This window comes from Mycobacterium pseudoshottsii JCM 15466 (genome assembly GCF_003584745.1).
Taxonomy (GTDB): Bacteria; Actinomycetota; Actinomycetes; order Mycobacteriales; family Mycobacteriaceae; genus Mycobacterium; species Mycobacterium marinum.
This window is the reverse complement of the sequence record NZ_AP018410.1, coordinates 1845394-1872312: the sequence shown is the minus strand read 5'-3', so window position 1 is coordinate 1872312 and position 26919 is coordinate 1845394. Positions and strand designations below refer to the sequence as shown.

Annotated in this window: 26 protein-coding genes; 18 read left to right on the top strand and 8 right to left on the bottom strand. The window is 64.8% G+C overall.

The window, feature by feature from the left end; translation table 11 throughout:
- Positions 1–76: 76 nt before the first annotated feature.
- Positions 77–1816 (top strand): ABC transporter ATP-binding protein, encoded by a 1740-nt coding sequence (locus tag MPSD_RS08455; RefSeq protein WP_020788186.1) that lies wholly within the window; start codon positions 77–79, stop codon positions 1814–1816.
- Positions 1813–3735 (top strand): ABC transporter ATP-binding protein, encoded by a 1923-nt coding sequence (locus MPSD_RS08450; protein ID WP_086085518.1) that lies wholly within the window; start codon positions 1813–1815, stop codon positions 3733–3735. Before MPSD_RS08455 ends, MPSD_RS08450 begins: the two co-directional genes overlap by 4 nt.
- 65 nt (positions 3736–3800) lie before the next feature.
- Here the strand turns inward: MPSD_RS08450 and MPSD_RS30705 are convergent, their stop codons facing one another.
- The gene (locus MPSD_RS30705; protein WP_238559420.1) at positions 3801–3977 is read right to left on the bottom strand and encodes a hypothetical protein; all 177 of its coding nucleotides are present in this window, start codon (positions 3975–3977) and stop codon (positions 3801–3803) included.
- Positions 3974–5596 (bottom strand): PE family protein, encoded by a 1623-nt coding sequence (locus MPSD_RS08445; RefSeq protein WP_420811845.1) that lies wholly within the window; start codon positions 5594–5596, stop codon positions 3974–3976. Before MPSD_RS08445 ends, MPSD_RS30705 begins: the two co-directional genes overlap by 4 nt.
- 720 nt (positions 5597–6316) lie before the next feature.
- Here MPSD_RS08445 and MPSD_RS08440 point away from each other — a divergent pair.
- From MPSD_RS08440 to MPSD_RS08400, 7 genes are all read left to right on the top strand, one after another.
- Positions 6317–6649, top strand: a complete 333-nt coding sequence (locus MPSD_RS08440; RefSeq protein WP_020788190.1) for a DUF732 domain-containing protein — start codon at positions 6317–6319, stop codon at positions 6647–6649.
- Positions 6650–6880: 231 nt separating this feature from the next.
- Entirely contained in the window at positions 6881–7198 is a 318-nt protein-coding gene (locus MPSD_RS08435; protein ID WP_020788191.1) for a DUF732 domain-containing protein, read from the top strand.
- 239 nt (positions 7199–7437) lie between these two features.
- Positions 7438–8178 carry an LppX_LprAFG lipoprotein gene (locus MPSD_RS08430; protein ID WP_015356739.1) on the top strand — a complete coding sequence of 247 codons (741 nt, stop codon included), beginning with the start codon at positions 7438–7440 and terminating at the stop codon, positions 8176–8178.
- Between the two features lie 83 nt (positions 8179–8261).
- Complete coding sequence (locus MPSD_RS08425; RefSeq protein ID WP_015356740.1) at positions 8262–8630, top strand: DUF4189 domain-containing protein; 369 nt, start codon at positions 8262–8264, stop codon at positions 8628–8630.
- Positions 8631–8773: 143 nt separating this feature from the next.
- Positions 8774–9484: a C39 family peptidase gene (locus MPSD_RS08420; RefSeq protein ID WP_020788192.1), complete on the top strand. Its 711-nt coding sequence runs from the start codon at positions 8774–8776 to the stop codon at positions 9482–9484.
- Between the two features lie 336 nt (positions 9485–9820).
- Positions 9821–10981, top strand: a complete 1161-nt coding sequence (embR, locus tag MPSD_RS08410) for an ATPase/transcriptional regulator EmbR (protein ID WP_086085520.1) — start codon at positions 9821–9823, stop codon at positions 10979–10981.
- 350 nt (positions 10982–11331) lie between these two features.
- Complete coding sequence (locus tag MPSD_RS08400; RefSeq protein WP_020788196.1) at positions 11332–13122, top strand: serine/threonine-protein kinase; 1791 nt, start codon at positions 11332–11334, stop codon at positions 13120–13122.
- A 230-nt stretch (positions 13123–13352) separates the two neighbouring features.
- Here MPSD_RS08400 and MPSD_RS08395 read toward each other — a convergent pair whose 3' ends face one another.
- Both MPSD_RS08395 and MPSD_RS08390 read right to left on the bottom strand, forming a co-directional pair.
- Positions 13353–13484 carry a helix-turn-helix domain-containing protein gene (locus MPSD_RS08395; RefSeq protein WP_020788198.1) on the bottom strand — a complete coding sequence of 44 codons (132 nt, stop codon included), beginning with the start codon at positions 13482–13484 and terminating at the stop codon, positions 13353–13355.
- Between the two features lie 28 nt (positions 13485–13512).
- Positions 13513–14415: a LysR family transcriptional regulator gene (locus tag MPSD_RS08390; RefSeq protein WP_020788199.1), complete on the bottom strand. Its 903-nt coding sequence runs from the start codon at positions 14413–14415 to the stop codon at positions 13513–13515.
- Between the two features lie 105 nt (positions 14416–14520).
- Here MPSD_RS08390 and MPSD_RS08385 point away from each other — a divergent pair, with 105 nt between their 5' ends.
- Genes MPSD_RS08385 through MPSD_RS08370 form a run of 4 tightly spaced genes read left to right on the top strand, consistent with a single transcriptional unit; the run spans position 14521 to position 18414 of the window.
- Positions 14521–15369 (top strand): aldolase/citrate lyase family protein, encoded by an 849-nt coding sequence (locus MPSD_RS08385; protein ID WP_020788200.1) that lies wholly within the window; start codon positions 14521–14523, stop codon positions 15367–15369.
- Positions 15357–15884 (top strand): MaoC/PaaZ C-terminal domain-containing protein, encoded by a 528-nt coding sequence (locus MPSD_RS08380; RefSeq protein WP_015356746.1) that lies wholly within the window; start codon positions 15357–15359, stop codon positions 15882–15884. The genes MPSD_RS08385 and MPSD_RS08380 overlap by 13 nt, the downstream gene beginning before the upstream one ends.
- The gene (locus MPSD_RS08375; RefSeq protein WP_015356747.1) at positions 15884–17221 is read left to right on the top strand and encodes an acetyl-CoA hydrolase/transferase family protein; all 1338 of its coding nucleotides are present in this window, start codon (positions 15884–15886) and stop codon (positions 17219–17221) included. The genes MPSD_RS08380 and MPSD_RS08375 overlap by 1 nt, the downstream gene beginning before the upstream one ends.
- Before the next feature lie 17 nt (positions 17222–17238).
- Positions 17239–18414, top strand: coding sequence for an acyl-CoA dehydrogenase family protein (locus MPSD_RS08370; protein ID WP_119571717.1), 1176 nt, complete (start codon positions 17239–17241; stop codon positions 18412–18414).
- Between the two features lie 31 nt (positions 18415–18445).
- On the opposite strand, the gene MPSD_RS08365 is transcribed toward MPSD_RS08370, so the two are convergent.
- The 3 genes from MPSD_RS08365 to MPSD_RS08355 form a co-directional block, all read right to left on the bottom strand.
- Positions 18446–19354, bottom strand: coding sequence for a glycerophosphodiester phosphodiesterase family protein (locus MPSD_RS08365; protein ID WP_020788201.1), 909 nt, complete (start codon positions 19352–19354; stop codon positions 18446–18448).
- Between the two features lie 192 nt (positions 19355–19546).
- On the bottom strand, positions 19547–19765 hold the full coding sequence (locus MPSD_RS08360; protein WP_020788202.1) for an Lrp/AsnC ligand binding domain-containing protein: 219 nt from the start codon (positions 19763–19765) through the stop codon (positions 19547–19549).
- 21 nt (positions 19766–19786) lie between these two features.
- Complete coding sequence (locus MPSD_RS08355) at positions 19787–19972, bottom strand: Lrp/AsnC family transcriptional regulator (RefSeq protein WP_020788203.1); 186 nt, start codon at positions 19970–19972, stop codon at positions 19787–19789.
- A gap of 71 nt (positions 19973–20043) precedes the next feature.
- Here MPSD_RS08355 and MPSD_RS08350 point away from each other — a divergent pair, with 71 nt between their 5' ends.
- On the top strand, positions 20044–20676 hold the full coding sequence (locus MPSD_RS08350; RefSeq protein ID WP_020788204.1) for a hypothetical protein: 633 nt from the start codon (positions 20044–20046) through the stop codon (positions 20674–20676).
- A 68-nt stretch (positions 20677–20744) separates the two neighbouring features.
- Here MPSD_RS08350 and MPSD_RS08345 read toward each other — a convergent pair whose 3' ends face one another.
- A complete protein-coding gene (locus MPSD_RS08345) occupies positions 20745–21164 on the bottom strand; it encodes a VOC family protein (RefSeq protein WP_086085095.1) in 420 nt (139 codons plus the stop codon).
- A gap of 1461 nt (positions 21165–22625) precedes the next feature.
- Between MPSD_RS08345 and MPSD_RS08335 the strand changes: the two genes are divergently transcribed.
- From MPSD_RS08335 to MPSD_RS08320, 4 genes are all read left to right on the top strand, one after another.
- On the top strand, positions 22626–23795 hold the full coding sequence (locus MPSD_RS08335) for an EspA/EspE family type VII secretion system effector (protein ID WP_086085097.1): 1170 nt from the start codon (positions 22626–22628) through the stop codon (positions 23793–23795).
- 60 nt (positions 23796–23855) lie between these two features.
- Positions 23856–24167, top strand: coding sequence for an ESX-1 secretion-associated protein (locus tag MPSD_RS08330; protein WP_015356752.1), 312 nt, complete (start codon positions 23856–23858; stop codon positions 24165–24167).
- A 121-nt stretch (positions 24168–24288) separates the two neighbouring features.
- Positions 24289–24852, top strand: coding sequence for a secretion protein EspD (locus MPSD_RS08325; RefSeq protein WP_172607302.1), 564 nt, complete (start codon positions 24289–24291; stop codon positions 24850–24852).
- A gap of 181 nt (positions 24853–25033) precedes the next feature.
- Positions 25034–26887 (top strand): serine/threonine-protein kinase, encoded by a 1854-nt coding sequence (locus MPSD_RS08320; protein WP_086085098.1) that lies wholly within the window; start codon positions 25034–25036, stop codon positions 26885–26887.
- Positions 26888–26919: the final 32 nt, after the last annotated feature.

Genomic DNA, 26919 nt, shown 5'->3' with positions numbered 1-26919 from the left:
ACCTGATCAGGCATTTCGTCCTGGCCGATGCGGCCGGCCCCAGCACCGGGCCGACACGGTATGCGACAGTTACCCCATGCTCCTGGCACTGCTGCGCCAGTACATCCGGCCGTACCGTCGGCTGGTCGCCGCGCTGATGGCGCTGCAGCTGATCAGCACCCTGGCCTCGCTGTACCTGCCCACGGTCAACGCCGCGATCATCGATGACGGAGTCGCCAAGGGCGATACCAACACCATCATCCGGCTGGGTGTGGTGATGCTCGGCGTGACCGGACTACAGGTGCTGTGCGCGGTGGGTGCCGTCTACTTCGGAGCCCGCACCAGGACCGGCTTCGGCCGCGACCTGCGCGCCGCGATGTTCGAGCATGTGATCACCTTTTCCGAACGCGAGACGGCCAGATTCGGCGCGTCGACGCTGTTGACCCGCAGCACCAACGACGTCCGCCAGATTGTGTTCCTGGTGCAGACGACTGCCACCGTGCTGGTGGCCGCGCCGATAATGAGCATCGGCGGCATCATCATGGCGGTTCATCAAGAGGCCGCGCTGACCTGGCTGCTGCTGGTCAGCGTTCCGATCTTGGCGCTGGCGAACTACTGGATCATGACCCACATGCTGCCGTTGTTTCGCAGCATGCAGGCGTTGATCGACGGCATCAACCGGGTGCTGCGCGACCAGCTGTCCGGCGTCCGGGTGGTTCGCGCGTTCACTCGGGAGCCCTTCGAGCGGGACAGGTTCGCCCAGGCGAACACCGCGTTGGCGAGCACCGCGTTGCGGGCCGGCAATTGGCAGGCGCTGATGCTGCCGGTGACCACGCTGACGATCAACGTGTCCAGCGTCGCGGTGATCTGGTTCGGTGGCCTGCTGATCGACCAAGGCCGGATGCAGGTCGGCTCGCTGAGCGCATTTCTGTCGTACTTCGCCCAGATTCTGATGGCGGTGCTGATGGCAACGATGACCTTGGTGGTGCTGCCGCGAGCCGCCGTGTGCGCGGAGCGCATCACCGAGGTGCTCTCGACTCCCGCCGCACTGAACAACCCGCAACACCCCAGATTCCCCGCTGCCGGCATCACCGGCGCGGTCCGGTTGGAAAACATCACCTTCAGCTATCCCGGCGCCGACTGCCCGGTGCTGCAAGACATCTCCTTGTCGGCACCGCCGGGAGCCACCACCGCGATTGTCGGCAGCACCGGTTCGGGCAAGTCGACGCTGATATCGCTGATCTGCCGGCTCTACGACGTTACCGGCGGCACCGTGCTGCTGGACGGGATTGATGTCCGCGACTACCAGACCGAGCGGTTGTGGGCGGCGATCGGGCTGGTGCCCCAGCGCGGTTACCTGTTCTCCGGCACCGTCGCCGACAACCTGCGCTACGGCAAATCCGACGCAACCGACGAAGAGATGTGGGAGGCGCTGCGGGTCGCGGCCGCAGAGGAATTCGTCCGGGCGCACGGCCTGCAGATGCGTGTCGCGCAGGGCGGGATCAACTTCTCCGGTGGGCAGCGTCAACGACTCGCGATCGCCCGGGCGATCATCGGCCGACCCGCGGTCTATCTGTTCGACGACGCATTCTCCGCCCTTGATGTGCACACCGATGCGCAGGTCCGCGCATCGCTGCGAGAACTTGCCACAAAGTCGACCATTATTATTGTCACACAACGCGTTTCGACTGCCGCACAGGCCGATCAAGTGATCGTGATCGACGATGGCAGAGTTGTCGGGGCGGGCACTCACGATTCCCTGCTGATCGATTGCCCCACCTATGCCGAATTTGCCGTCTCGCAGTCGGTGACCGCCGACATCAGGGGCGTCTCGTGACCGCGGCACTCAACCAGCGACCCCGAGGCGGCGCCCCGGCGCCAACCCGATCGCGCGACTTCTGGGGTTCGGCGACGCGGCTGGTGAAACGGCTCGCCCCACAACGACGGCGCAGTCTTGCGGTGATCGCCCTGGGCATCGTCGGCACCGCGATCGGGGTGGCCGTTCCCCGAATCCTCGGCCACGCCACCGATCTGCTGTTCAACGGCGTGATCGGACGCCAGTTGCCCGCCGGAATCACCAAGGCGCAAGCGATTGCCGGCGCCCGGGCCCGCGGTGACAATACCTTCGCCGAACTGTTGTCGGGAATGAAGGTAACCCCCGGCCAAGGCGTGGACTTCGGTGCGGTGGTACGAACCCTCGCACTGGCGTTGGCCCTGTATCTCATTGCTTCCCTGCTAATTTGGGGGCAAGCCCGGTTGCTCAACGTCACCGTGCAGCGCACCGTGGCAGCGTTGCGCGCCGACGTCGAGCACAAGCTGCACCGGCTGCCACTGTCCTACTTCGACGGACGTCAGCGTGGCGAACTGCTGAGCCGGGTCACCAACGACATCGACAACATTCAGTCGTCGCTATCGATGACGATCAGCCAGCTGGTGACCGCGATCCTGACCGTGGTCGCGGTGCTGTCGATGATGGTGTGGATCTCGCCGCTGCTGGCACTGATCACCCTGCTGGCCGTGCCGTTGTCGTTGCTGGTGACGCGAGCGATCACCCGACGTTCACAACGGCTGTTCGTTGCGCATTGGACCAGTACCGGACGCCTCAACGCACACATCGAAGAGACCTACAGCGGCTTCACGGTCGTCAAGACCTTCGGCCACCAGGCCGCAGCACGCGAGCAGTTTCACAACCTCAACGATGACGTCTACCAGGCCAGTTTCGGCGCCCAACTGCTCTCTGGCCTGGTGCAGCCGGCGACCACGTTCATTGGCAACCTGGGCTATGTAGCGGTCGCGGTGATGGGGGGCCTGCAGGTGGCCACCGGTCAAATCACATTGGGCAGCGTGCAGGCGTTCATTCAATATGTCCGGCAATTCAACACACCGGTGTCGCAGGTGGCGGCCATGTACAACAGCCTGCAGTCCGGTGTGGCCAGCGCAGAGCGGGTGTTCGAGCTGCTCGACGAACCCGAAGAAGCCGCCGACCCCGCGTCGGCGCTGCAACCGCCGGTCAGCCGGACCGGCCGCGCCCCGACCCTGACCGGTCGCGTGGAGTTCGAGCGGGTGAACTTTGCCTATCACCCGGGCCATCCGGTGATCCACGACTTGTCACTGGTGGCCGAACCGGGCAGCACGGTGGCGATCGTCGGACCGACAGGTGCCGGCAAGACCACGCTGGTCAACCTGCTGATGCGGTTCTATGAGGTCGATTCCGGCCTCATCCTGGTCGACGGAATCGACATCACCACGGTGAGCCGGCGGTCACTGCGGTCGCACATCGGCATGGTGCTCCAGGACACCTGGTTGTTCGACGGGACGATCTCGGAGAACATCGCTTACGGGCGTCCGGAGGCCAGCCCGGACGACATCATCCAAGCCGCCAAAGCGGCCTACGTCGACCGGTTCGTCCACATGCTGCCGGCCGGCTATCAGACCCGGATCAGCGGAGACGGCAGCAACATCAGCGCCGGCGAGAAGCAACTGATCACCATCGCCCGCGCATTTCTTGCCCGCCCGCAGTTGTTAATCCTGGACGAGGCCACCAGTTCGGTCGACACCCGCACCGAGCTGCTCATCGCACGGGCAACCGCCGAACTTCGCCGGGATCGAACCAGCTTCATCATCGCCCATCGCCTTTCGACGATTCGTGACGCCGACCAGATTCTGGTGGTGCAGGCGGGCCAGATCGTCGAACACGGCACCCACGCGGAGCTGCTGGCCAACCGGGGCGCCTACTACGCCATGACGCGGGCCTAGAACGATTCTGGCGATGCAGCCCCGCTGGCGGTGGTGGCGCCAAAGCGCGCGGTAACCGTACCGGGTCAGCCCGCTGCGCCGTCGGCGCCGGTACCGCCCTGCACGCCGTTATGGCCGCTGATGCCGTTGTAGGTTGTCCCGACGCCTGGATCGCCACCCACGCCACCGTCGCCACCGACAGCGCCGGCGCCGCCCGCACCGCCAGTCCCACCGATGCCGTTGGTACCCGAGTGACCGATCAACCACCCGCCAGTGCCACCGGCACCGCCGGTGCCGAACCCTCCGCCGGAGCCGCCGTCGCCCCCGGTTCCGCCGTCCGTGGCATCGCCGCCAGAGCCGCCGGCCCCGGTGCCAGACGAACTGCCGTCACCGCCAACTCCGCCATTCCCACCGGTACCACCGACTCCGCCGTCGCCACCCGCACCGCCGTCGCCGCCATTTCCGAACAGCAGCCCGCCGGCACCGCCGCTGCCGCCAACCCCGCCAACCCCGCCGGTCCCGCCGTCGCCGCCGGTGCCCGCAATGCCGCCGTCGCCGCCAATATTGGCGTCGGCCACGCCACCGTCAGTCGAGCCGGCGGAACCACCAACCCCGCCGGTCCCCCGGCGCCCCCGGTGGCGCCGATGCCGCCGGTGCCCCCGGTGCCCCCGGTGCCCCCGGTACCGCCGATGCCGCCGTCGCCGACCAATATCCCGCCACGACCACCGTTACCCCCGCCGCCGCCGCCGGTCCCGCCGGTGCCACCGGAAGCGCCGCTGGCCCCATTGCCGCCGGTCCCGCCAATACCCGCATAGGCGCTGCCGCTGGAAGTGACGGCAGGCCCGCCCAGTCCTCCATCGCCGCCCGAAGCTCCAGGAGCCCCGCCGTTGCCGCCGGTCCCGCCGAAACCTCCATAGGCGTCACCGCTGCCGTCATTGATGGCGAACCCGCCGACCCCACCGGTGCCTCCGGTCACCCCCGAGCCCCCATCGGCACCGCTGCCACCGTTACCGCCGTTGGCATCGCCAATCGAGGTTGTAACGTTGTTGCCCCACGCGCCGGGGCCTGCTGTGTCGTTAGAGGTGTTCACGCCGTCCGCGCCGGCCAGGCCGGTGCCGCCTTGCCCGCCGCTGCCGCCGTTGCCGAACAGGTAGGCGTTGCCACCGTTGCCCCCTTGCCCGGGGTCGCCGCCACCGATACCCGCCGCGGCCGCACCACCCTGCCCGCCCGCACCGCCGTCGCCGTAGAGCCACCCACCGTTGCCGCCTGCACCCCCGGCCGCACCGCTACCGCCGATCCCACCGGCCCCGCCCTGGCCGAACAGCCAGCCACCGTTGCCACCGGCACCCCGGCCGCGCCAAGCCCCCCCGGCCCCACCTGTTCCGCCGGCGCCGATCAACCCCGCGCTTCCACCGGTACCGCCGATCTGGCCGAACGCTCCGGAGCCGCCGTCGCCCCCATTGCCGTACAAGATCCCGCCGTCGCCTCCACTCTGTCCAGTCCCCGCCACCCCATCGTCGCCGTTGCCGATCAACGGGCGCCCCAACAGCGCCTGGGCGGGCGCATTGACCACGTCGAGCACTGCCTGCAACGGCGAGGCGTTGGCGACCTCCGCGCTTGCATACTTCCCCGCAGCCGCGTCAAGGGCGGTTACCAACTGGTCGTGAAACGCCGCCACTTGGGCGCCGAGCGCTTGATAGGCCTGGGCATGTCCGGAAAACACTGCGGCGACCGCCGCCGACACCTCATCGGCACCCGCGGCCAGCGCGCCCATGGTCGGCACCGCGGCGGCGACGTTAGCCTGACTGATCGCCGAGCCGATGCTTGCTAGATCCCTGCCCGCCACCGCCAATACCTCTGGCGAGACGACGACAAACGACATCACAACCCTCCCACCTGCTCGTGTTCACCCCAGCAGCCACGCTGTCTTCTTCGCACGATGCGTCGAGGCGAATCGTACCGTCTTCCTACGCAACATATGTCGCATTTTGGTTAACTTGTCATCGCTACACAAAAGGTGAAAAGCATTCACGTTCAGCAACATTGGCCACGAAAGCCATCCAGGCTGTGACCAGCAGATACTTCGCACTCCAACCGCTAAACTCGAAAACCACTCGCATTGCGCCACACTGACCGCCAACCGCAGTCGACACCGTAGACAGCCCAATTTCGCCGCCTAGCCATCAAACGCGAAAATTGCTCGCATAGAGCCACACTGACGTCCACTATCGTCCACGCCGAAGCCAGACTAACTGTGCCGAGCACCGCAACTTTCACGGTCGGACACAACGCCTACCACCAGAATTCGGTTGCTCTCCTTGCTTATAGATCCATCAGGGCATTTGCCGGGAGGAACCACGCAGGAGCGGCCGCGAAATCGTGATCCAGGTCAACGGTGCAGCGCTACAGCCCAATGCCGGCAACGGGAGCGGCATATGGCCAATGGCGCGGATCGAGCTCGCGCGGGCTAGCCACGATGCCGGCGCGCAGCCGCCGCGACGCCACCACTGGAGTGCGCCAAGAAGTTGTTGAGAATCCTTGGAGCGGCCGGCCCGATGCTGGGGTCATCCAGCCAGGGAAACCAGAGCAAAGGACCTCAGCAATGTTCTCAACCCGCATCACCGCAGCCGTCACCACCGCAATCGGCGCAGCCGCCGTCGGGCTAGCCATCGCGACCGCAGGCAGCGCTGCGGCCAGCACCGACGACGCCGCCTTCATCTCACAGATGGAGTCGGTCGGGGTCACCTTCTCCTCACCTCAGGCGGCCGACCGGGAAGGTCACCAGGTCTGCCAGGAATTGGCCAGCGGCAAGACGGGCACCGACATCGCCGAGGAAATCCTCAGCCAGACCGACCTGACCTCCAAGCAAGCGGCCTACTTCGTGGTCTACGCCATCAAGGACTACTGCCCGCAGTACGCCAGCCAGCTCGCCTAGCCCTTCGCCAACCACGCGGGGATCCCGGCCCGGGATCCCCGCTTCGGCCTGCTATCGGCGAGTTCAATTATGCAACAGTGCTTTTCAAACCAATCTCAGTGTGCCGATCATCGCCAAGGCGGGTTGGCGGACGGGCGCCAAGAACTTGCCAAGAACTTATTTAGAATCCGCCAAGGCGCCGGCCTCAAGGTGAAATCACCAACGGAAAATCACCGACAGAGGATCGCCACCATGTTCTCACCGCGCATCACCGCAGCCATCACCACCGCAATCGGCCTCGCCATCGCCGGCGCCGGCGCCGCGAACGCCAGCACCGGTGACGAGACCTTCATCGCCCAGATGAAGGGAGTCGGCGTCACCTTCTCCTCAACTCAGTCGGCCGTGCGCCAGGGCCACCAGGTCTGCCAGGAATTGGCCAACGGAAAGACGGGCACCGACATCGCCGAGGAGATCCTCAGCCAGACCAACCTGACCACCAAGCAAGCGGCCTACTTCGTCGTGGACGCTACCAAGGTCTACTGCCCCGAATACGCCAGCCAGCTGACCTAGGACCAACCGACCGGGCGTGCGGGGATCCTGATTTCCGGATCCCCGCATCCGTCGTTTCCGGTCCGAAAGCGGAGCTTGGGGACTTGCCGGCGGATCCGCAATCCCAGTGCCCGCAAGGATCTGCACCCAAAACTTTCACACCCACTCGGGCCCTTCGAGTTCGGTGATGGATTGTTGACTGTGCCGCTCACAGATTGCTAAGCAGGACAATGCCGTGGGCCAACATAAGGAGAATTCCGATGAAGCATCCGCCTCGTTCCGTTGTCGCCACCGCCGTCACACTGGCAGTCGTGCTCGCGATCGGGGGCTGCTCGAGCAACGGTGGTTCCGGCGGACCCGGGACGGCCACCGGCACCACCGTCACCACCAGTAGCGCCGAGGCGGCCACCATCCTCAAGCAGGCCGCCGAGGCCATGCGCAAGGTCACCGGAATGCATGTGAACCTCACGGTGGACGGCGACGTGCCGAACTTGCGCGTGACCAAGCTCGAGGGCGACATTTCCAACTCACCGCAGACCGTGGCCACCGGAAGCGCGACGATGCTCGTCGGCAACAAACAAGAGGACGCGAAGTTCGTCTATGTCGACGGTCATCTGTATTCGGACCTGGGACAGCCCGGCACATATACCGATTTCGGTGACGGGGCATCCATCTACAACGTTTCGGTGTTGCTTGACCCCAACCAGGGGTTGGCCAACCTGCTGGCCAACCTCAAGGAAGCATCCGTCACCGGCAGCGAGCAGGTGAACGGTGTAGCCACCACCAAGATCACCGGGAACTCGGCCGCGGACGACATCGCCACGCTTGCCGGCTCGCGGCTTACCTCCGCGGACGTCACCACGGTGCCCACCACCGTCTGGATAGCTACCGACGGGTCCTCTCACCTGGTGCAGATCAAGATCCTGCCGACCCCGGCCACATCGGTGACGCTGACCATGTCCGACTGGGGCAAGCAGGTCACCGCAACCAAGCCGGTCTAGCCATTGTCGTGAGCGCAGTTCATCGCAGTTCATCGCAAGCCGTTGAAACCGCCGGAGCACCGGCACTTGGAAAGGACTCACCAATGACGACGATCTCCCGTCGGCGGCGGTTAGCGGTGGCCGTCGCCAGTGTGGCTACCGCCACGGCAACTACCCTGACGCTCGCACCCGTCGCTGATGCCGCCGACCAATACGGCGCGATCGCCTACTCCGGCGACGGCTCCTGGGGACGAGCGTCGCACTACCCGACCCGAGCGGCCGCCGAAGCAACCGCCGTCAAACTATGTGGCTACTCCGACTGCAAAGTGCTCACCACCTTCACCGCCTGTGGGGCGGTGGCTGCCGACGGCAAGACTTTCGAAGGCGGTGTCGGGCCCACCCTGAGCGCCGCGATGAAAGACGCGCTGAGCAAGCTCGGGGGCGGCTACATCGACACCTGGGCATGCAACTGAACCTGCCCGACCCATGCGATGACCACCGTCGACCGGCGGGCAGCAGATCACCCCAAGAATTCGTGGAGATAACAAAAAGGCCTACATAAGAACCTTTTCTCAACGCCCACTCCGCACCCGCGGAACTGAGAAAAGGACAGACGATGAAGATCAACAAGATCGCCACCGCCCTCAAGACAGCCACCTTCGCGATCGCCGCCGGTGCCGTTGCACTGGGACTGGCCAGCCCGGCCGGTGCAGCGTCCGGCACGATGTACGGCGACCCAGCGGCTGCCGCCAAGTACTGGCGCTACCAGAAATACGACGACTGCCTCATCATGGCCGTCGCCGACGTGGTCGGTCAGGTGACCGGCAAGGAGCCCTCGGAGCAGGCCATAATCAAGGTGGCCCAGACGACCCCCAGCGCCGTGCACCCCGGGTCGATCTACACCAAGCCGGCCGACACCAAGAACCCGAACTCGGGCCAGGGCACCAGCCAGGCCGACATCGCGACGTTGCTGGCGCACTACGGCATCGACGCTGTTCTTACCGACCTGGACAACGCCCCGAGCAACGGAGTCCTCACCGGCATGGAGGCCCTCGAGCACCACCTGGGCAACGGTCGCGCGGTGATCGTCAGTGTCAACGCCGAAATGATCTGGGGCGTGACCATCGACAACAAGGACGAGGCCGGCAACCCGGTTTCTGACCACGCGGTGGTCGTGACCGTTGTCGACACCGCCAACGGGGTCGTGCACCTCAACGACAGCGGCAGCGACGAGGGGCGCGACGAGCAGGTCCCGATGGCCCTGTTCATGCAGGCATGGGCCACCAGCCAAGACTTCATGGCCGTGACCACCCAAGCCAGCAATTGACCATCGATCACCACCGCGGGCGGCCCACCCGGTGCACACGCACCGGACCGGCCGCCCGCACGGGCATGTTCGCAAGCACACCAAGACAATTCGCATGCAATACCAGTGATCGTCTTGGCAGCGCGGGCATTTCAACGGCCATCGTGGTAACCATCTGCGGCCAGAACCAACGGCCGACACCGATGCCGGACGGCCCCGACACCTCGCCGACGTGCCGGGATCCCCGGTTCTCACCGCATCGGCGAACTTGGTACCACAATAACCAGTAACGACAAACCAGTAATGACACCCGACTGCTAGGGATGCGAACGCGAGTGAAGCCGCGGAGGACCCGGAATGGCTGGTAGCGCAATGGTGGACAAACGTCTCGAATTCGGTCTACTCGGACCGTTGGAGATGACTATCGACGGCGAGCTGGTGCCGCTGGGCACACCCAAGCAGCGCGCGGTTCTGGCCATGCTGGTGATCAACCGCAACCGGCCGGTCGGGGTCGACTCACTGATCACCGCCCTGTGGGAGGAGTGGCCGCCGGCGGGGGCGCGGGCCAGCATTCACTCCTACGTGTCCAATCTGCGCAAGCTTCTCAGCGGCACCGGGATCGATCCACGGGCCATGCTGGCCGCCGCCCCGCCGGGCTACCGGCTCAGCATCCCGGATAGCACGTGCGATCTGGGGAGGTTCATCGCCGAGAAGACCGCCGGCGTGCATGCGGCCGCAGCCGGCAAATTCGAGCAGGCCAGCCAGCACTTGTCGAGGGAGTTGGCCCAATGGCGTGGACCCGTACTCGACGACCTGCGAGACTTTCAGTTCGTCGACGCGTTCGCCACCGCACTGGTCGAGGATAAGATCCTTGCCCATACCGCGAAGGCGGAAGCCGAAATCGCCTGCGGCCGGGCGGCCGCGGTGATCACCGAACTTGAAGCGCTGACCGCCGAGCATCCCTACCGCGAGCCGCTGTGGACGCAGTTGATCACCGCCTACTACCTCACCGATCGCCAATCCGACGCACTAGGTGCCTATCGCCGGGTAAAGACGACCCTCGCCGAAGACCTCGGCATCGATCCCGGCCCGACCCTGCGGGCCCTCAATGAACGAATCCTGCGTCAGGAACCACTCGACGCCAAGATGAACGCCAAGTCCACCGCCGTTGGCACAGTCACGGTGCTCGACCAGCGCACAATGGTGTCGGGCCAGCAGGCCGTCGCCTACTTGCACACCATCGCGTCGGGTCACGACTACCCGATTCGGACCGCGGCAACCCGAATCGGGCGGCTCAGCGACAACGACATCGTCCTGGACAGCGCGAACGTCAGCCGCCACCACGCCGTCATCATCGACACCGGAACCAACTACATCATCAACGACCTACGGTCATCCAACGGAGTGCATGTACAGCACCAGCGGATCAGCGGCGCCGTCACGCTCAACGATGGCGACCACATCCGTATCTGCGACCACGAATTCACCTTCCAGCTCACCGCGCGAAACCCCCGGTGAGCCAGCTCATCCAACCGGGTTGTTTAGCAATGCTTTTCGGCGCGCAACGCTTGCTCGACGGGCTGGCCTGCGACGCAATCCGAGATCGCGACAAGGCTTTTGGCCAAAGCCATCTCCGTCTCCGCGGCCGTTCCGGCCGGCCGCACCAGCCCGGCTGCCCCACTGACGCCGTCCCACCTTTTGACCGCGACCGGTCGGCACCCGCGAACCCGGGCGATGTGGCCTTTCATGCGAGCCGACTAGCGAGGGCTTACCGTCAATGGTTGCTGGGCCGGTGATTGGACTCGGGACGACACGTCGGGCCTGTTGATAAAGTCGCCAGGATTCGGGTTGGGTTGAGGAGGTCAGCGATGGGCGAGGCGCCAGACTCGCGTGTGGGGTCGATGTTCGGCCCTTACCACCTCAAACGGCTCCTGGGCCGGGGTGGCATGGGCGAGGTCTACGAGGCCGAGCACACCGTCAAAGAGTGGACAGTGGCGGTCAAGCTGATGACCACCGAATTCAGCAAAGACCCGGTGTTTCGCGAGCGGATGAAACGCGAAGCGCGCATCGCCGGACGTTTGCAGGAACCCCACGTGGTGCCGATCCACGACTACGGCGAAATCGACGGGCAGATGTTCCTGGAGATGCGCCTGATCGAGGGCACCGACCTGGACAGCATCCTCAAGCGCTTCGGCCCCCTGACCCCGCCACGTGCGGTGGCCATCATCACCCAGATCGCCTCGGCGCTGGACGCCGCGCACGCCGACGGGGTCATGCACCGCGATGTCAAACCGCCCAACATCCTGATCACCCGCGACGATTTCGCCTACCTGGTCGACTTCGGGATCGCCAGCGCCACCGGCGACGAGAAACTGACCCAGTTGGGCACCGCGGTGGGCACCTGGAAATACATGGCGCCCGAGCGGTTCGCCAACGAAGAGGTCACCTACCGCGCCGACATCTATGCGCTGGCATGTGTGCTGTTCGAGTGCCTTACCGGATCCCCGCCCTACCGGTCAGACAGCGCAGGCACGCTGGTCACCGCCCACTTGATGGATCCTGTCCCGCAAGTAAGCACGGTGCGCCCGGGGATCCCCAAGGCCTTCGACGCGGTAATCGCCCGCGGCATGGCAAAAAAGCCCGAAGAACGCTATGCGAGCGCCGGGGATCTAGCCCGCGCCGCCCATGACGCACTCAGCAACCCCGATCAGGACCACGCGGCCGACATCCTGCGGCGCAGTCGGGAATCCACGCTGCCCGGCACCGCCGCGATCACCCCCCAACCGCCGACCATGCCCGCCGTCACCCCGCCACCGGCCATGCCGTATGCCGATCCGGCCAGTTCGGGGCCGTTGCCTCAGTCCGCACCGACCGGGCAGCCCGGGTGGGCGCCCGCGAGCGGTCCCATCCCGGCCGCACACCAACCGGCCCAAGTCCCGCAGTACTACCAAAGCGGCAGCTGGGCAAGCACGCCGCCAGGCACGCCACCGCAACAACCCGTCGGGCCGACGCCGTGGAACCAGCCACCACCCAAACGCAATCCCTGGCCGATCGTTGCCGGCGTTGCCGCACTGGTGTTTGTCCTCATCGTTGGCGGGATCGGCGTCTGGCTGGTGACCAATTCCGACTCCACCCCCAAAGCGGGCCCCGGCACTACGGGCAGCACCACCACTACTTCCCCCAAACCGGAGACCACCAGCCCCGAGACGACGACCACCCCGGCCGGTGACCCTCAGGCCCGGTTGCTGAGTTACCTGCCGTCGGGCTACGCCAGTGGTGTCTGCACCGCAACCACGCCCAAACCCAACAGCGTTTGGACGGGGGCGGTGGCGATGTACAACTGTGGGCAGAACACCAACGATGGCGGACCAAGTCGCGCTGTTTATGGGCTGTTCCCGAGTCTGGAAGCACTCAAGCAGGCCTTCAACGACGACATTGCCGCGGTGGATCTGGACAATTGTCCGGGCGAGGGCCCGTCTCCCGACGGGTGGCACTATGACCGGACACCGGACGTGACGGCCGGAATGATCGCCTGCGGGACCTACAAGAACCACCCGAACGTGATCTGGAGCAACGACGACAAGCTGATGCTCAGCGACGCCTTCGGAGACCCGGCCACCCTCGACGAACTCCACACCTGGTGGGCGAAGTACGGGTGAACCACTCCTCGCCGGTGCGCCGATCGGCGCTGCGGTCGCCGGGTGGCGTTCCGGAACAGACGGCCGTGCCCCACTAGTGGGGCAGGCGACCGCCGAGCATCCTCGTGGCTTGCGCCGCGGCGCTTAGCACGTCGGCGAGCGACCCTTGGGCCCGCTGCGGGGCAGCCGGAAGCTGGGTCCGCTGATCATCGAACACCGGCGCGGACAGTCCGGCGGCACCTTCGTCACGCTTACCGGCGGTAAACGAGAAACCGCTCCGGCAGGTCTGCCAGGTTCGCCGCCAGTCGGTGCACGGTAGACGCGGGAAAGCCGGTGCGAGAATGGATTTCGGCGAGAGTCAGTGCCGGCTCGGCAGGGGTCAATGCATCGAGAACCCCGCGGACCTTCGACCTATACTCCCGCCGCAGAAACCCGGTGACCGTAGCAGCCAAGCGCTGTCTCGCGGAATGCGACCGCCGACGAAGGCAGACATCTGTCCGCGATCCACCCGATCGCGATGGGCCTGACCAGTTGCGCATCATCAATCGCGATTTCGATGATGTCAGCGGGCCTTGCCGTCGCCTGCGGCAGCACCCCGACCCCGAGATTCGCTCCGATCAAGCCACGCAGCGTCCCGACGTCGGTCCCTTCGAACGCCGGGGTCGGATCTATGCCGTGGCGGGCGCACGCCGCATCAACGATGCGACGCAAAGTGTGGTCACGGTCGAGCACCACGAACGGATAGGCGGCCAGTTCAGGAAATCTGATCAGCCGGCGACCGGCGAGTGGATGATCGGTGCTGACCACCGCATAAAGTTGCTGAGTGAATAGCGTCTGCCAGGCTATCTCGCCGTAGCCTTCGAAGGCGGCCGGAAAACTCAAGCTCACATCGGTAACACCGCTGACCAGGTCGCTGAGCACACCTTGACCGGAACGTTGATGCAGTTCGAACCGCGCCTGCGGAAACCGGCTGTGATGCAAGCGAATCAGATGCGGCACCGTCTGCATCCCCAGGGAGTGAAGAAAGCCCAGTGCTACCGTCCCGCCGCTGACACCGGCGAGCTCACGCACGTTGTCGATTGCCGAAGAGACGCTGCGTTGGGCCAGCCGGCTGCCCACCAGTAGAGCCTGTCCATATCGATTGAGCTCGTTGGTGCGGCCTCGCCGGGTGAACAGTTGCACGCCGATCTCAGCCTCGAGCAGCGTGATGGCACGACTCACCGCAGACTGCGACACCAAGAGCTGCTCGGAGGCGCCCCGAAGCGTGCCGCATTCCGCAACGGCCTGAAAGTAGCGCAATTGATAGAGCTCCACCGGCCCAGGATACTTGCGCAAAACTGAACAGTTCTTCGAAACCTTGCGCTAGACGCAAACCTGGTTGGTTCCTAGCGTGGTCGTAGACCCCGAGGAGACCACAAGATGAAACCCATTCCGCGCAGTTTGTTGTTCACACCGGCAACCAAAACCCAGCACTACCTGGCCGCGGCAGCGGTGCATGCCGAGGCACTCATCCTCGATCTCGAGGACTCGGTGGCCCCCCGCGACAAGGCGCAGGCTCGCCGGGACGCGCTGAATTTTCTTTGCACCACAACGCCGGCCAAGACGATGGCGGCCATCCGGGTCAATGCACCCGATACCCTGGATGGCTGGCGGGACCTCACCGCGTTGCTCGACTCTGCGGCCGACCCAGATTTTCTGATGCTCCCAAAGGTGCAGTCCGCGGCCGAGATCGGCCTGGTCAAACGCCTGCTTCGGCAGTCACAGAAGACAACTCGACTCATCGCGACCGCCGAAACCGCTGTTGTGGCGGCAAATCCGGACTGCGCGCTCGACCCGCGCCTGGTCGACGCAGTCATCTTCGGCAGCGCCGACATGGCAGCCGACCTAGGCGCAGAACCGTCCGCCGCCATTGTGCGACATGCTCGCAGCACCATCCTCAGCCACGCCGCCGCCGCAAAGATACCGGTCATCGATGCCCCGTTCTTCGACATCGACGACATACCCGGACTGCGCCAGGCCGTCCGCGAGGCCGTCGCAGAAGGATTCGCCGGGAAGGCGGCAATCCATCCCGATCACGTAGCGCTCATCAATTCCGGATTTCTTCCCGGTCAATCCGAAATCAATTGGGCACGCGAGGTATTGAAGTCTGCTCACGCAGGCGCCGGGTCCGTTGGCGGTCGAATGGTGGACGAGGCGATGGCCCGCCGCGCGCGCGGCATCCTTGCCAGAGCTCAGGGTGTGAACGAGGAGGAACCATGCATGAGCTGATTTCGGCCTATCGGGAAGTCGCGCCCGGCGTGTACCGGGAAACCGCGGGCTTGTACTACGATGATTTCGTCGTCGGCGACACTTTCGAGCATCGACCAGGCCGAACGATCACCGACACCGACAACATCTGGATGACCCTGCTGACCATGAATACCCAGCCCGTGCATTTCGATGCACGCTATGCGGCAGCTACCGAGTGGCAGAAGATGCTTGTCGATTCCACGTTGACCATCGCGATGCTGACGGGGATGAGTGTTCGGACCGTCAGCGCCAAGGTAGTTGCCAATCTGGGGTGGGACAACGTTCGCGCCTGCCACCCCGTTTTCGCAGGCGACACGCTTTACGCCAGCTCCACCGTGCTCGCCAAACGCGAGTCGAAAAGTCGTCCGAGCCAAGGCATTGTGTCGGTTCAAACCCAAGGGACCAACCAGGACGGAGTCGTCGTGATGACCTTTGAACGCACCATGCTGATCTACAAACGTGCCGGTTCACCCGCGGGTGAGGCGAACTACTGATGGAAAATTGCGTAGCAGTCAAGGACCACGCCGCCCTATACCGCGCCAAGCTAGCCGATCCCGACACCGCCATACTGGCGGTCACCTCTGGATCGGCGGTGGCAGTCGGCCAAGCCGCCTGCCAGCCACCAGCGCTGCTCCAGGCTCTCGCGGCCCGCGCCGAACGCCGCGAGATCGATCGCGTCCGGCTCTTCTACTACCACGCCGAGCGGCCGATGGCCGATACCGTACTGCGTTACGAATTGATGGGGCGGTTCCTGCCCAACTCGATGTTCCTGCAAGCCGCCGAGCGAGACTTGATCGCCCATGGCGAACACGACGGACGCAAAGTTGTGCAGTTCATTCCGAATTCGTTCAGCAATGCGGTACGGCTATTCACCGAAACCATCTCTGTCGATACAACTATCGTGACGGTCTCCCCGATGGATGAGCAAGGCTACTTCACGTTCGGAACCAACAACGACTACACCAGTTCGGTGGCACGGCAGGCCCGCCACCTCATCGTCGAGGTGAACCCCAACATGCCACGAGTCTTCGGACACTCGATGCTGCACGTCGATGAGGTCGACGCCATCGTCGAAAACGACGCCCCCTTACCCGAGCTGCCGCAACGCCCCATCAGCGAGCTCGATCGGGTCATCGCAACCCATGTTGCCGCGCTAGTGCCCGAGCAAGCCTGCCTGCAGATCGGCGTGGGTGGACTGCCTCAAGCGGTATGCGAACAGCTAAGAGACCGTAGCGATCTTGGTATCCACTCCGAGGTATTCACCCCTGCGCTGGCCGACCTGGTGCGCCGAGGAGTTGTCACCGGGCGACACAAGGCGATCAATCGGGGCGCAGCCGTCTTCACTTTCGCACTCGGCGATCGCAAGACCTACGAATTCATGGACAACAACCCCAAGTTGGAGAGCTACCCCGTCGACTATGTCAACGATCCTGCGGTGATCGCCCGCAACGACAACGTTGTCTCGGTGAACTCGACGATCGAGATGGACCTAACCGGCGCGTGCAACTCCGAGCATGTCAATGGGCACCAGTTCACCGGCGCGGGCGGTCAACTGGACTTCGTGCGTGGTGCCTATGCCTCGCGCGGGGGCAAGTCGATCATCGCATTCGCATCGACCACCCGCGGCGGGACGATCAGCAAGATCGTTCCGCGACTTTCCGGACCCGTAACCACGCCGCGCAACGAAACACACTATGTGGCTACCGAGTTCGGAACCGTCAATCTGAAGGGCCTGTCGAGTTCCGCCCGCGCCGAGGCGCTGATCGGGCTCGCGCATCCCGACTACCGACCGTGGCTAGCCGAGTGCGCACAACACATGCACCTCATCTAGAAGGGAACCTTGCACCGATGATGAACAACGACAGCCCGGACAGTCAGCTTGATGAGGACGAGGCGATGCTGGTGGCTACTGTGCGGGCCTTCATCGACCGCGACGTGCGGCCCAGCGTGCGCGAGGTCGAACACGCCAACACCTACCCGCAGGCCTGGATCGAGCAGATGAAACGCATCGGCATCTACGGCCTGGCCATCGGGGAAGCCTACGGCGGATCGCCGGTGTCGATGCCGTGCTACGTCCAGGTCACCCAGGAGCTGGCCCGCGGATGGATGAGCCTGGCCGGCGCCATGGGCGGACACACCGTGGTGGCCAAACTGCTGATGCTCTTTGGCACCGACGAACAAAAATCCACCTACCTGCCAGCCATGGCCACCGGCGAGCTGCGCGCCACCATGGCCCTGACCGAACCCGGCGGCGGTTCCGACCTCCAAAACATGTCCACCACCGCGATGGCTGACGGACCCGACCAGCTGCTGATCACCGGCGCCAAGACCTGGATCAGCAACGCCCGCCGCAGCGGGCTGATCGCCCTGCTGTGCAAGACCGATCCCCACGCCACACCCCGCCACCACGGCATCTCGATCGTGCTCGTGGAACCGGGCCCCGGCCTGAAGATCTCAGCCGACCTGCCCAAACTGGGATACAAGGGCGTGGAAGCCTGCGAACTGTCCTTCGACAACTACCGGGCACCGACCTCCGCGATATTGGGAGGCCAACCCGGTCAAGGGTTTTCACAGATGATGAAAGGACTCGAAACCGGCCGCATCCAGGTCGCCGCCCGCGCCCTGGGCGTGGCCAGCGCAGCACTCGACGACGCCCTGGCCTACGCCCAGCAACGCCACAGCTTCGGCCAACCGATCTGGAAACACCAAGCCATCGGAAACTACTTGGCCGACATGGCAACCAAACTCACCGCCGCCCGCCAACTCACCCACTACGCCGCCCAACGCTACGACAGCGGCCAGCGATGCGACATGGAGGCCGGCATGGCCAAACTCTTCGCCTCCGAAACCGCCATGGAAATCGCGCTCAACGCCGTCCGAATCCACGGCGGCTACGGCTATTCCACCGAATACGACGTCGAACGCTACTTCCGCGACGCACCCCTGATGATCGTCGGCGAAGGCACCAACGAAATCCAGCGCAACGTGATCGCCAGACAACTGATAGCCCGCGGCGGAATCTAACCGCCGCCGGGCGTCGTCAGCGGCCCGTTGTTCATCGCGCCCAGTGTTGGGCTTCCCGAGGTGAGTCGACCAGCACGGCGTCGAGTCCGACCTTCTTGGCGAGCTGGTAGTCGTCGGCAGTCTTGACGGCGAAGCCCATGACGTTCATCGGGGATCCCGACTTGAAGCACTCGACGGCGGCCGGGTCCCATAGCTGCGCGTCTACCTTTGAGGTCCCAACACCCAACGTGAATTCTTCGGTGATCGTGATGCTCCGGTGCAACTCAAAGCCGGCCCACTTGCCAGGATCCGGCGCTGGGTCACAGTGATGGTTCAGCGCCATGTCGAGAAGTCGCTGGCGGGTGATGTCACGGCTTTCGGCGACTCGCAGATGCTGCTGAGCCGCTGCCTCGGTGATGGTCGCATCGGTGGAGTAGACGGTCGCCCGTTCCGCCGCACCGGTCTGGTTCAGCACCCGCGCGACCGCCGATACCACCGGCTGTGCGGGAGTCTGCTTGAGATCCAGAAACAGCGCGATATCGGGCGGGACCGCGGAGATTGCCTGTTCGAGCGTGGGTATCGGCGTAGGCCGCTGCCGGTAGGGATAGCCGTCGACGCCCGGCTCGGTGAAATTCCAGCCCGCGTTGAGCTGCTGTAACTGCCCGGCGGTCTTGGAATTCACTGGTCCCGCTCCGTCGGTCAACGTCGCCAGATCACTCGGCCGGTACAACACCGCCACCCCATCCTCGCTGGCCTGCACGGTCAGCCACACACCGTCGACACCGGATGAAACCGCGTTCGTTATCGCTAGCAGGGTGTTTTCCGGGAAGTCGGCCGCGCCCGCGCGATGGGCGATGATCATCGGCCCGGAAGCCGCAGTGGACGGCGCCGCCCCTGCCACGCAGCAAGCGCCTCCCAGCACGGCAACCGCCGCGACCGCACCCAAAATTGCCGATCTCATTCGTCGATTCCCTTCACGAGTCCCCGCCCTACAGCGCCACACCGCTGCGCAGCGAGGGTCAACCATGCGCGGTCATTGTGACCAAAGTAACTGCCCGACAGCGCATCTGCCCGGACCGGACTGCTCTTCGAGCCATACCCTAGCTGCCGGATGGAAACGGTGACACGGTCCGCTCCCGCAATGGGTTTGGGTTCAGTGCTGGGATCGCAGTGCGATGCGTGTTTGGGTTTGGGCCACCCCTGCGGCGGCTTTCAGCCTCCGCAGGAGGCGATCTAGGTCGGCGGTATCGCGAACCCGGATGTGCAGGAGGTAGTCATAAGGCCCGGTTACGTGGACAGCGTCGCTGATGGCGGGGTCCTTGGCCGCCCATGCCAGAAACTGGTCGCCGTCCTGTTCTGATCGAAGACGCACGTCGACGAATGCCTCGATTCCTCAGCTCGGAGCCTTTTCTGCGGCGAGCACTGCCCGGTAGCCGAGGATGACGCCGGTGGTCTCTAGCCGTCGGACTCTTGCCCCGACGGCGTTCGTGCTCAGTCCGATGGCGCGCCCCATGGCACTGAAAGATGCTCTGCCATCCTGGGCCAAGATGTCGACAATTTCACTGTCAATGTCGTCCATACTGAGAATTTACTGGCTGAGCTGAGACATTTGTCATCGCAAGGTTGGACTCGGCGCGATAGTGGGTAGCCATGTCAGCTGTTGCGGGGATTGCCTCGGCGTTCGGAGTCGGACTGGCCGCCGGGCTTGGCGTCGCGGTGCCGTTAGGCGCGATTGGCGTGCTGCTGCTGCGAGAGGGAGTCGAGCGAGGAGTTCGTCGCGCCGCGGTGGCGGCGGCCGCGGTGTCGTGTGTCGATGTGATGTATTGCGCCGCAGCGATGCTGGTCGGACGTTTTGCGGGGCCGGCGGTCGAAGGCTTGGGCTCCTGGCCCGAAGTCATCGGCGCACTCCTGCTGGTTGTGGTGGCCGCGGCGGGAATCGCACGAGGGTTGCGGCGTTGCGAGCCGGCGACTCAGCACTGGCAATCACCGCGCTCTAGCGATCGATTCGCGTTCTTTTTTGGCCTGACCGCGATCAACCCCGTGACGTTGGTCTATTTCACCGCGATAGCCGCCACGCTGGAACAGTCGCTGGGGGGCAGCGCCGCGATCGCCGTTGTCACCGGCGTCGGGCTGGCGTCACTGCTGTGGCAGTTGTTGCTGGTCTGGATCGGTGCGGTCGTTGGCGCTGGTAGCACTGCCCGCACCCGGCGCCTGACCATCCTGGTTGATAACGTCGTCGTCGGCGCCCTCGGGGTAGTCATGCTGGCCCCCGCGGCCCGGTGATGCCTCACCGGCCGGCGCCACACGGACAAACCGACCGACGATGTCCACTGATGTCCACGGACGAATCGTCAAACGCCAGTGAGCCGTTGGTCCGGCCCGCCATCAGCGTCCAGGTAGTTCGACAGTTCGACGAGGTTATTGTCGGGGTCGCGCACATACACACTGATGATCGGCCCACAGGCGCCGGTTCGCTGTACCGGCCCGTCCACGATCGGCACTCCCGCCGCGTGCAGTTGCGCCGCGACCGCGTCCATCGGATCCTCCACGATCAGACAGAGATCGGCGCTTCCGGGGGTGGGACGCTGGGCTTTCGGCTCGAACTCGGCGCCCCGCTGGTGCAGGTTGATCTTCGACCAGCCAAATCGCAGCGCTCTACGCCCGCCGCCAAACGTTTCCTGCTCCATGGCCAGCACCCGCGTGTAAAACCTGATGGTGGCGTCGATGTCGGCAACCGTGAGCACTAGGTGGTCGAGGCGGTGAATCTTCATGGCTTCCCTATCCGTCTGTGCCGACTGTTACTCGGCGGGCCCCGAGGGGGGACGGGACACGGCGCACGGAGCACGGCTGGCGGCGCGGTGCGGGTGCGATGTGACGGCCCAACTCGAGGGCGCGCCTAGCACCCGGTGCAACGCCGACGATGTCGCCCGCAATCGGCCCTGTCGACCACATTGGGTAATGCAACCCACAGTATGGCAACGGACTCCTCCGGCCACCCGCCCGTCTGGCCGGCATGTCCGGCACGCTCCCGGCATCGTTTGGGCACCGGGTAGCCCGCAGAGGCCGCGAACTCACCCGCCAGCGAGCCACGTCCGGCCCGGAGCAAAGCTGCACCCCAACCCTTTTCGGCACGACGACGCGGCGCAGCGGCGACAGCCCGGATGGGTTTGCTGCATTCATATCATTCACGCATACATCGCTAGCAGCTCTCAGGATCTGTGTCCCATGGCAACATTTGCCTGCGAGTCACGCCGCACCGCCCAATGTGATCTTGATCGCTGATCTTCTTGCCAGCAGCGACGGTAACTGCACCTGGGTGAAACCCAGGCCTCGCGCGAGGCCCGCAAGGCCGGGACTCCATTGCGGTCCAGCACGTCGCAAACCCGTCTCACCATGCAGAACTGCCGCAATGGCTTGGTAGCAAACCGCCACGGATATCGGGCACCTCGGCACGTCCACTCCAAAGCCTTTCGAGTTTCCGGTTGCTCGCGGAGCCCGCTAAACGCGAACCACAGCTGCGGCAATTCGCAATGGTATTCGCCGCGATAATTCGCGACATTTATACACCAGAGATCGATAATAGTTAATAGTTCGATGCCGTTAATAGTGTGCCGCGAAGCTCTGTCGACCCAAATACCGAGACGGACGTCAGCCGCGGACACTTTCCCCATCCCCAAAGGTATTGCGGACCATTTCGGCATCGGCCGAGTCGCCCAGCGCACGCGACGCCCGGGTAACTGGGACGATCGTACAGCGCAACTCCGCCACCGGCCGCTAGCGTGACGCCGAGGCGGCTCGGCCGAGGACGCTTCCCCAGGCCGATGCGCCGGCCCCACGAACGCACGCTGGCCGTGAAGCCGCCGCGAGAAGCGGCCCCACCAGCGCCTAAATCAACTCTATAGCAACATATCTCGCACGCGCGACGCCCGTATCTGATGCATCGACTCGAGGCGGATACCGATTCCGATACGCCCGCCAATGCCCCGCGGAGCGGTTGCCAGCGCCCGGGTCCAGCAACCCGACACGACACTCAGCAAAGTCACAGCAAAGCACCTGGCAACCGAAGCCCATCGAGTCAATCACCAAGCCGAGGACGACGCCAGCTTCAGGATCGTCAACAAAAAAATCGTTGACATCTGCCGGAATCAGGATTACCAAGAAAGGCCAAGCCTGTAATTCAATCCGCGCATGCGGTGTGCGCGGAATCGACAACCGTTGGGCAGGTAGTAGCCATGAGCAGAGCCTTCATCATCGATCCCACGATTAGCGCGATCAACGGTTTGCACGCTCTCCTTGGGATTGGATTGCCCGAAGACGGCGGCATCATCGACTCCGCACTGTCGTTCTTTGGCAAAACCCTAGATGACCTAGGGTCGGCGTTCCCCGGCGATGGTTGGCTGGGTTCGGCCGCCGATCACTACTCCGGCAAGAACCGCAAGCACGTCAATTTCTTCAAAGAGCTGGCGGAGCTGGATCGTGAGCTTCAGAAGCTGATCGCCGATCAGGCCAGCGCGGTCAAGACAACGCGCGAGATCCTCGAGGACGCGAAGAAAGGCCTCGAGTTCGTCCGTCCGGTCGCCGTGGGCCTGACCTACATCCCGATTGTCGGGTGGGCCATGTCGGCCGCGTTCCAGGCACCGGTGTGCGCGGCGGCGATGGCCGTCGTCGGCGGAGCGCTTGCCTATCTGGTCGTGAAAACCCTGATCAACTCGATGAAGTTGGTCAGCCTGCTGGCCCAACTCGCCAAGTTGTTGGCGGAGGCCGTGGCGGACGTCGTTTCGGACGTGGTCGACATCATCAAGGGCATCCTCGAAGAGGTGTGGGAATTCTTGACCCACCCGTTCGAATTCCTCAAGGACCTGCTGAACAAGCTCGTCTCCTGGGCTTCCTCACTGCTGTCGCAATGGGGATCAAAACTGCAGTCCTTCTTTGGCGGCATCCCCGGCTTGAGCGGTATGGGCGGCGGCTTGTCCCAATTGACCAGCTTCTTCAGCTCAGCCGGGGCAGCCGGTTCGGCCGGGTCGGTCGGCGCGGCGGATTCGGCCAGCCTGGTCAGCTCGGCCGGCTTGCCCGGCGGGCTCGGCCTTGGCGGCGGGTCCGGCTTCGGCTCCATGCCCAACGTGGCCCAGCTGCGTTCGGCCGCGACACGCCAGGATCCGCGTCTGACCAGCGAGGGCCCAACCCGAGTCTCCAGCGAACCGGTCGGCGAACATGCGCAAGCGGCTTCCGCGCAGGGGGGCCAGGGCATGGGCGGGATGCATCCCGCGTCGGCCGGATCGAAAGGCGCGACCAGCAAGAAGTACTCGGAAGGCGCCGCGGCGGGCACCGAAGATGCCGAACGCGCGCCAGTTGAAGTTGGGGTGGGTGCCGCTGCGCGGATCGCGGAGCGACGCGCCGGCTAGCCCCACCTGACCAGCCGAATCGACCGCGCAAAGCAACGCTAGACGGAAGGGATACCACCAATGACGGAGAACCTGAAAGTGCAGCCCGAGCTCCTCGGTGTGCTGGCGTCGCACCACGACAATGCGGCGGCCAGCGCCACCTCCGGGACCGAAGTCACCTCTGGGCTAAGCGAATCGGTGACGGTCACTCACGGTTCGTACTGCTCGCAGTTCAACACCACGTTGAAGATGTATGAAAGTACCCGTTCCGCCCTTGGCTCCTCGCTCAATAGCGCCGGTATCGACCTCGCCAAGAATTTGCGTACGGCGGCACGCGCATACACCGAGGCCGACGACACGTGGAGCAAGGCGCTCGGATCGTTATTCAGCTGAACAGCTTCGGTGCGTGCGTCGCGCTGCGGCGTACGCACGGGGCAGCTTTTCGATTTGGCCGACGCGTGCGCGCGAAGCCAACTTTGCCATGCTCGACACCAAGGTCAGAAGGGACGCGGTGGTGAACTTGCCCGGAAACGACTTCGACAGCGATGATTTCGATGCCGTAGATCTCTGGGACCCAGACGGAAAGCAGCGGTGGACAGCCGACCCGATTGTCGGCTTCGCCGGGGCAGGGGCCCAGGACAGCGAAGCCAGCGCGGATGACTCCCCCGCACCACAGGAGCAACCGGAAGAAGACGAGATCGCAGTATTCACCGTAACGAATCCTCAAGGAAGCGTAGCGGTTTCGGCGTTGATGGACGGCCGGACCGAAGATATAGAGCTGTCGAAGAAGGTGGCACGGATGAGCGAGTCGCAGCTCGCCTCCGAGATCCTGGTGCTGGCAGACTTGGCTCGCCAGAAGGCGCAGGCGGCGCAATATGCCTTCATCCTCAACAAGCTCACGCACGCCGCGGACGGAGATCAACAACGCGTCCAACAGTTGCAGGACTTCGTTGGCAACACGTGGAGCTTGCCATCGCCGGAGGAAGCGGCCGCCGCGGAGGCTGAGGTGTTCGCGACCCGCTACGGCGACGACCGCTCCGCCCACGACAGCGCCAGCGAGCAATGTGGTTTCGCCTGACCAACGAGGTTGACCGCCGCAACGGGTGCGTACCCGCTCGCTGACCCGCGCACGGCGAACTCGAGCCCGCATGGTTGCCCCGACCGAGTAGCCACCACGACCCGACACAATCCTGACACCCGTTTCCTGGGTCCAACGTTGATAGTGTCGGCTGGGTCGCGGTTGGTTTGGAGGGTCAACGATGAGCGAGGCGCCCAGTGCGCGCGCAGGGTCGATGTTCGGCCCCTACCGCCTCATCCGCCCTCTGGGCCGTGGCGGGATGGGTCAGGTCTACGAGGCCGAGCACACCGTCAAAGGGTGGGCCGTCGCGGTCAAGTTGATGCCGGATACCTTCAGCAGCGATCCGGTGTTTCGGGAGCGCATGAAGCGCGAAGCCCGCATCACCGGCCGGTTGCAGGAACCCCACGTGGTGCCGATCCACGACTACGGCGAAATCGATGGACAGATGTTCCTGGAGATGCGCCTGATCGAGGGCACCAACCTGGACAGTTTGCTCAAGCGCTTCGGCCCCCTGACCCCGCCACGCGCGGTAGCGATCATCACCCAGATCGCCTCGGCACTGGACGCCGCGCATGCCGGCGAGGTGATGCACCGCGATGTCAAACCGCCCAACATCCTGATCACCCGCGACGATTTCGCCTATCTGGTCGACTTCGGCATCGCCAACGCGGCCACCGACGAGAAACTCACCCAGATGGGCACCGCGGTAGGCACCTGGAAATACATGGCCCCCGAACGGTTTACCAATGACAGGTTCACCCACCACGCCGACATCTACGCGCTGGCATGCGTGTTGCACGAATCCCTGACCGGGTCTGCGCCCTACCAGTCCAACAACGCCGGGTTGTTGATCAGCGCCCACATGATGGAGCCCATCCCCAAGCCCAGCGCGGTCCACCCGGAAATCCCCAAGGCCTTCGATGCGGTGATCGCGCGCGGCATGGCCAAGAAACCCGCAGACCGCTACGCCAGCGCCGGGGACCTGGCCCCCGCCGCCCACCAGGCGCTCAGCACCCCCGATCAGAACCAGGCAGAGACCATATTGCGGCGCAGCCAGCAATCCACCCTGCCAGGCCAGGTCGTCGAGCAACCTACCCTCGAACACCGGCGGGAGCCCCGTTGCGGGCCGGCCAACCCCCAGCACAGCTCTGGCCCAATGCCCGCCTACAGCTCCGAACCGATCCCCAGGTCGGGGCCCTCAGGGCCGACCCACCCGCCGTCGGGTCCCATCGGCCAGCCGGCCTGGTCCCCCGGCGCGCATCCCGCTGCCCCGGCACACTCCCCCGTTGCGCCCCCGCCCTGGGATGGCGGCATGTCCCCCGGCGCGGCGCCACGCGCGCTGGCGCCGCAACAGCTTGGCGGTACGCCGGTATGGAATCCAGGTGTCCCACAGCGGCCGCCGCGTGCTCGCAATCCCTGGGCGATTGTCTCCGGCGTCGCCGTAGCAATCCTGGTCATGATCCTCGTCGCGATCGCCATCTGGGCGGCCACCCACGATGACAACCCGCAACCAACCGGACAACGAACCACCTCCACCACGGCACGAACCACAACCGGCAGCACGGCCACAACCACACCCGCACCGTCGACCACATCGCGGCGCCCCGACGCCCAAACCCGCTTGATGGGCCTGCCGCCGTCGGGCTACCCCGCGGGTGCGTGCACGCCCGAGACGCGGCCGATGCCGGGCGCAGTGGCATCGGTGAAGTGCAAGAAGAACACCGATGCCGACGGGCCTACCGTGGCCGCCTACGGGCTGTACGCCAACCTTTCGGCGCTCAAGAACGCATTCACCGCGTTCATCGGAACCTTTTCGATCCTCACCTGCCCCGATGGAAAGGCGTCACCAGGAACGTGGTGGCACACGCAGGACCCCAACACCGTCCTCGGCCAGGTCGCCTGCGGCATCTACAAGGGTGCCGAACCGCAGGTGATGTGGAGCAACGAGCGAACGCTGGTATTCGCACTCGTCGCCGCAAAACCGCCCGGACCCAACCTCGACCAGCTCTACGACTGGTGGTCCTCACACTCATGAACAACCACGACAATCGGAGCTGGGTAGACGCA

Bases quoted from the DNA above. Each gene is read 5' to 3' on its own strand.
- MPSD_RS08455 (WP_020788186.1), top strand. From the start codon at position 77: ATGCTCCTGGCACTGCTGCGCCAGTACATCCGGCCGTACCGTCGGCTG.
- MPSD_RS08320 (WP_086085098.1), top strand. From the start codon at position 25,034: ATGAGCGAGGCGCCCAGTGCGCGCGCAGGGTCGATGTTCGGCCCCTAC.
- MPSD_RS08430 (WP_015356739.1), top strand. From the start codon at position 7,438: ATGAAGCATCCGCCTCGTTCCGTTGTCGCCACCGCCGTCACACTGGCA.
- MPSD_RS08370 (WP_119571717.1), top strand. From the start codon at position 17,239: ATGATGAACAACGACAGCCCGGACAGTCAGCTTGATGAGGACGAGGCG.
- embR (WP_086085520.1), top strand. From the start codon at position 9,821: ATGGCTGGTAGCGCAATGGTGGACAAACGTCTCGAATTCGGTCTACTC.
- MPSD_RS08380 (WP_015356746.1), top strand. From the start codon at position 15,357: ATGCATGAGCTGATTTCGGCCTATCGGGAAGTCGCGCCCGGCGTGTAC.
- MPSD_RS08440 (WP_020788190.1), top strand. From the start codon at position 6,317: ATGTTCTCAACCCGCATCACCGCAGCCGTCACCACCGCAATCGGCGCA.
- MPSD_RS08335 (WP_086085097.1), top strand. From the start codon at position 22,626: ATGAGCAGAGCCTTCATCATCGATCCCACGATTAGCGCGATCAACGGT.
- MPSD_RS08385 (WP_020788200.1), top strand. From the start codon at position 14,521: ATGAAACCCATTCCGCGCAGTTTGTTGTTCACACCGGCAACCAAAACC.
- MPSD_RS08435 (WP_020788191.1), top strand. From the start codon at position 6,881: ATGTTCTCACCGCGCATCACCGCAGCCATCACCACCGCAATCGGCCTC.
- MPSD_RS08445 (WP_420811845.1), bottom strand. From the start codon at position 5,596: ATGTCGTTTGTCGTCGTCTCGCCAGAGGTATTGGCGGTGGCGGGCAGG.
- MPSD_RS08420 (WP_020788192.1), top strand. From the start codon at position 8,774: ATGAAGATCAACAAGATCGCCACCGCCCTCAAGACAGCCACCTTCGCG.
- MPSD_RS08400 (WP_020788196.1), top strand. From the start codon at position 11,332: ATGGGCGAGGCGCCAGACTCGCGTGTGGGGTCGATGTTCGGCCCTTAC.
- MPSD_RS08330 (WP_015356752.1), top strand. From the start codon at position 23,856: ATGACGGAGAACCTGAAAGTGCAGCCCGAGCTCCTCGGTGTGCTGGCG.
- MPSD_RS08365 (WP_020788201.1), bottom strand. From the start codon at position 19,354: ATGAGATCGGCAATTTTGGGTGCGGTCGCGGCGGTTGCCGTGCTGGGA.
- MPSD_RS08355 (WP_020788203.1), bottom strand. From the start codon at position 19,972: ATGGACGACATTGACAGTGAAATTGTCGACATCTTGGCCCAGGATGGC.
- MPSD_RS08375 (WP_015356747.1), top strand. From the start codon at position 15,884: ATGGAAAATTGCGTAGCAGTCAAGGACCACGCCGCCCTATACCGCGCC.
- MPSD_RS08345 (WP_086085095.1), bottom strand. From the start codon at position 21,164: ATGAAGATTCACCGCCTCGACCACCTAGTGCTCACGGTTGCCGACATC.
- MPSD_RS08350 (WP_020788204.1), top strand. From the start codon at position 20,044: ATGTCAGCTGTTGCGGGGATTGCCTCGGCGTTCGGAGTCGGACTGGCC.
- MPSD_RS08425 (WP_015356740.1), top strand. From the start codon at position 8,262: ATGACGACGATCTCCCGTCGGCGGCGGTTAGCGGTGGCCGTCGCCAGT.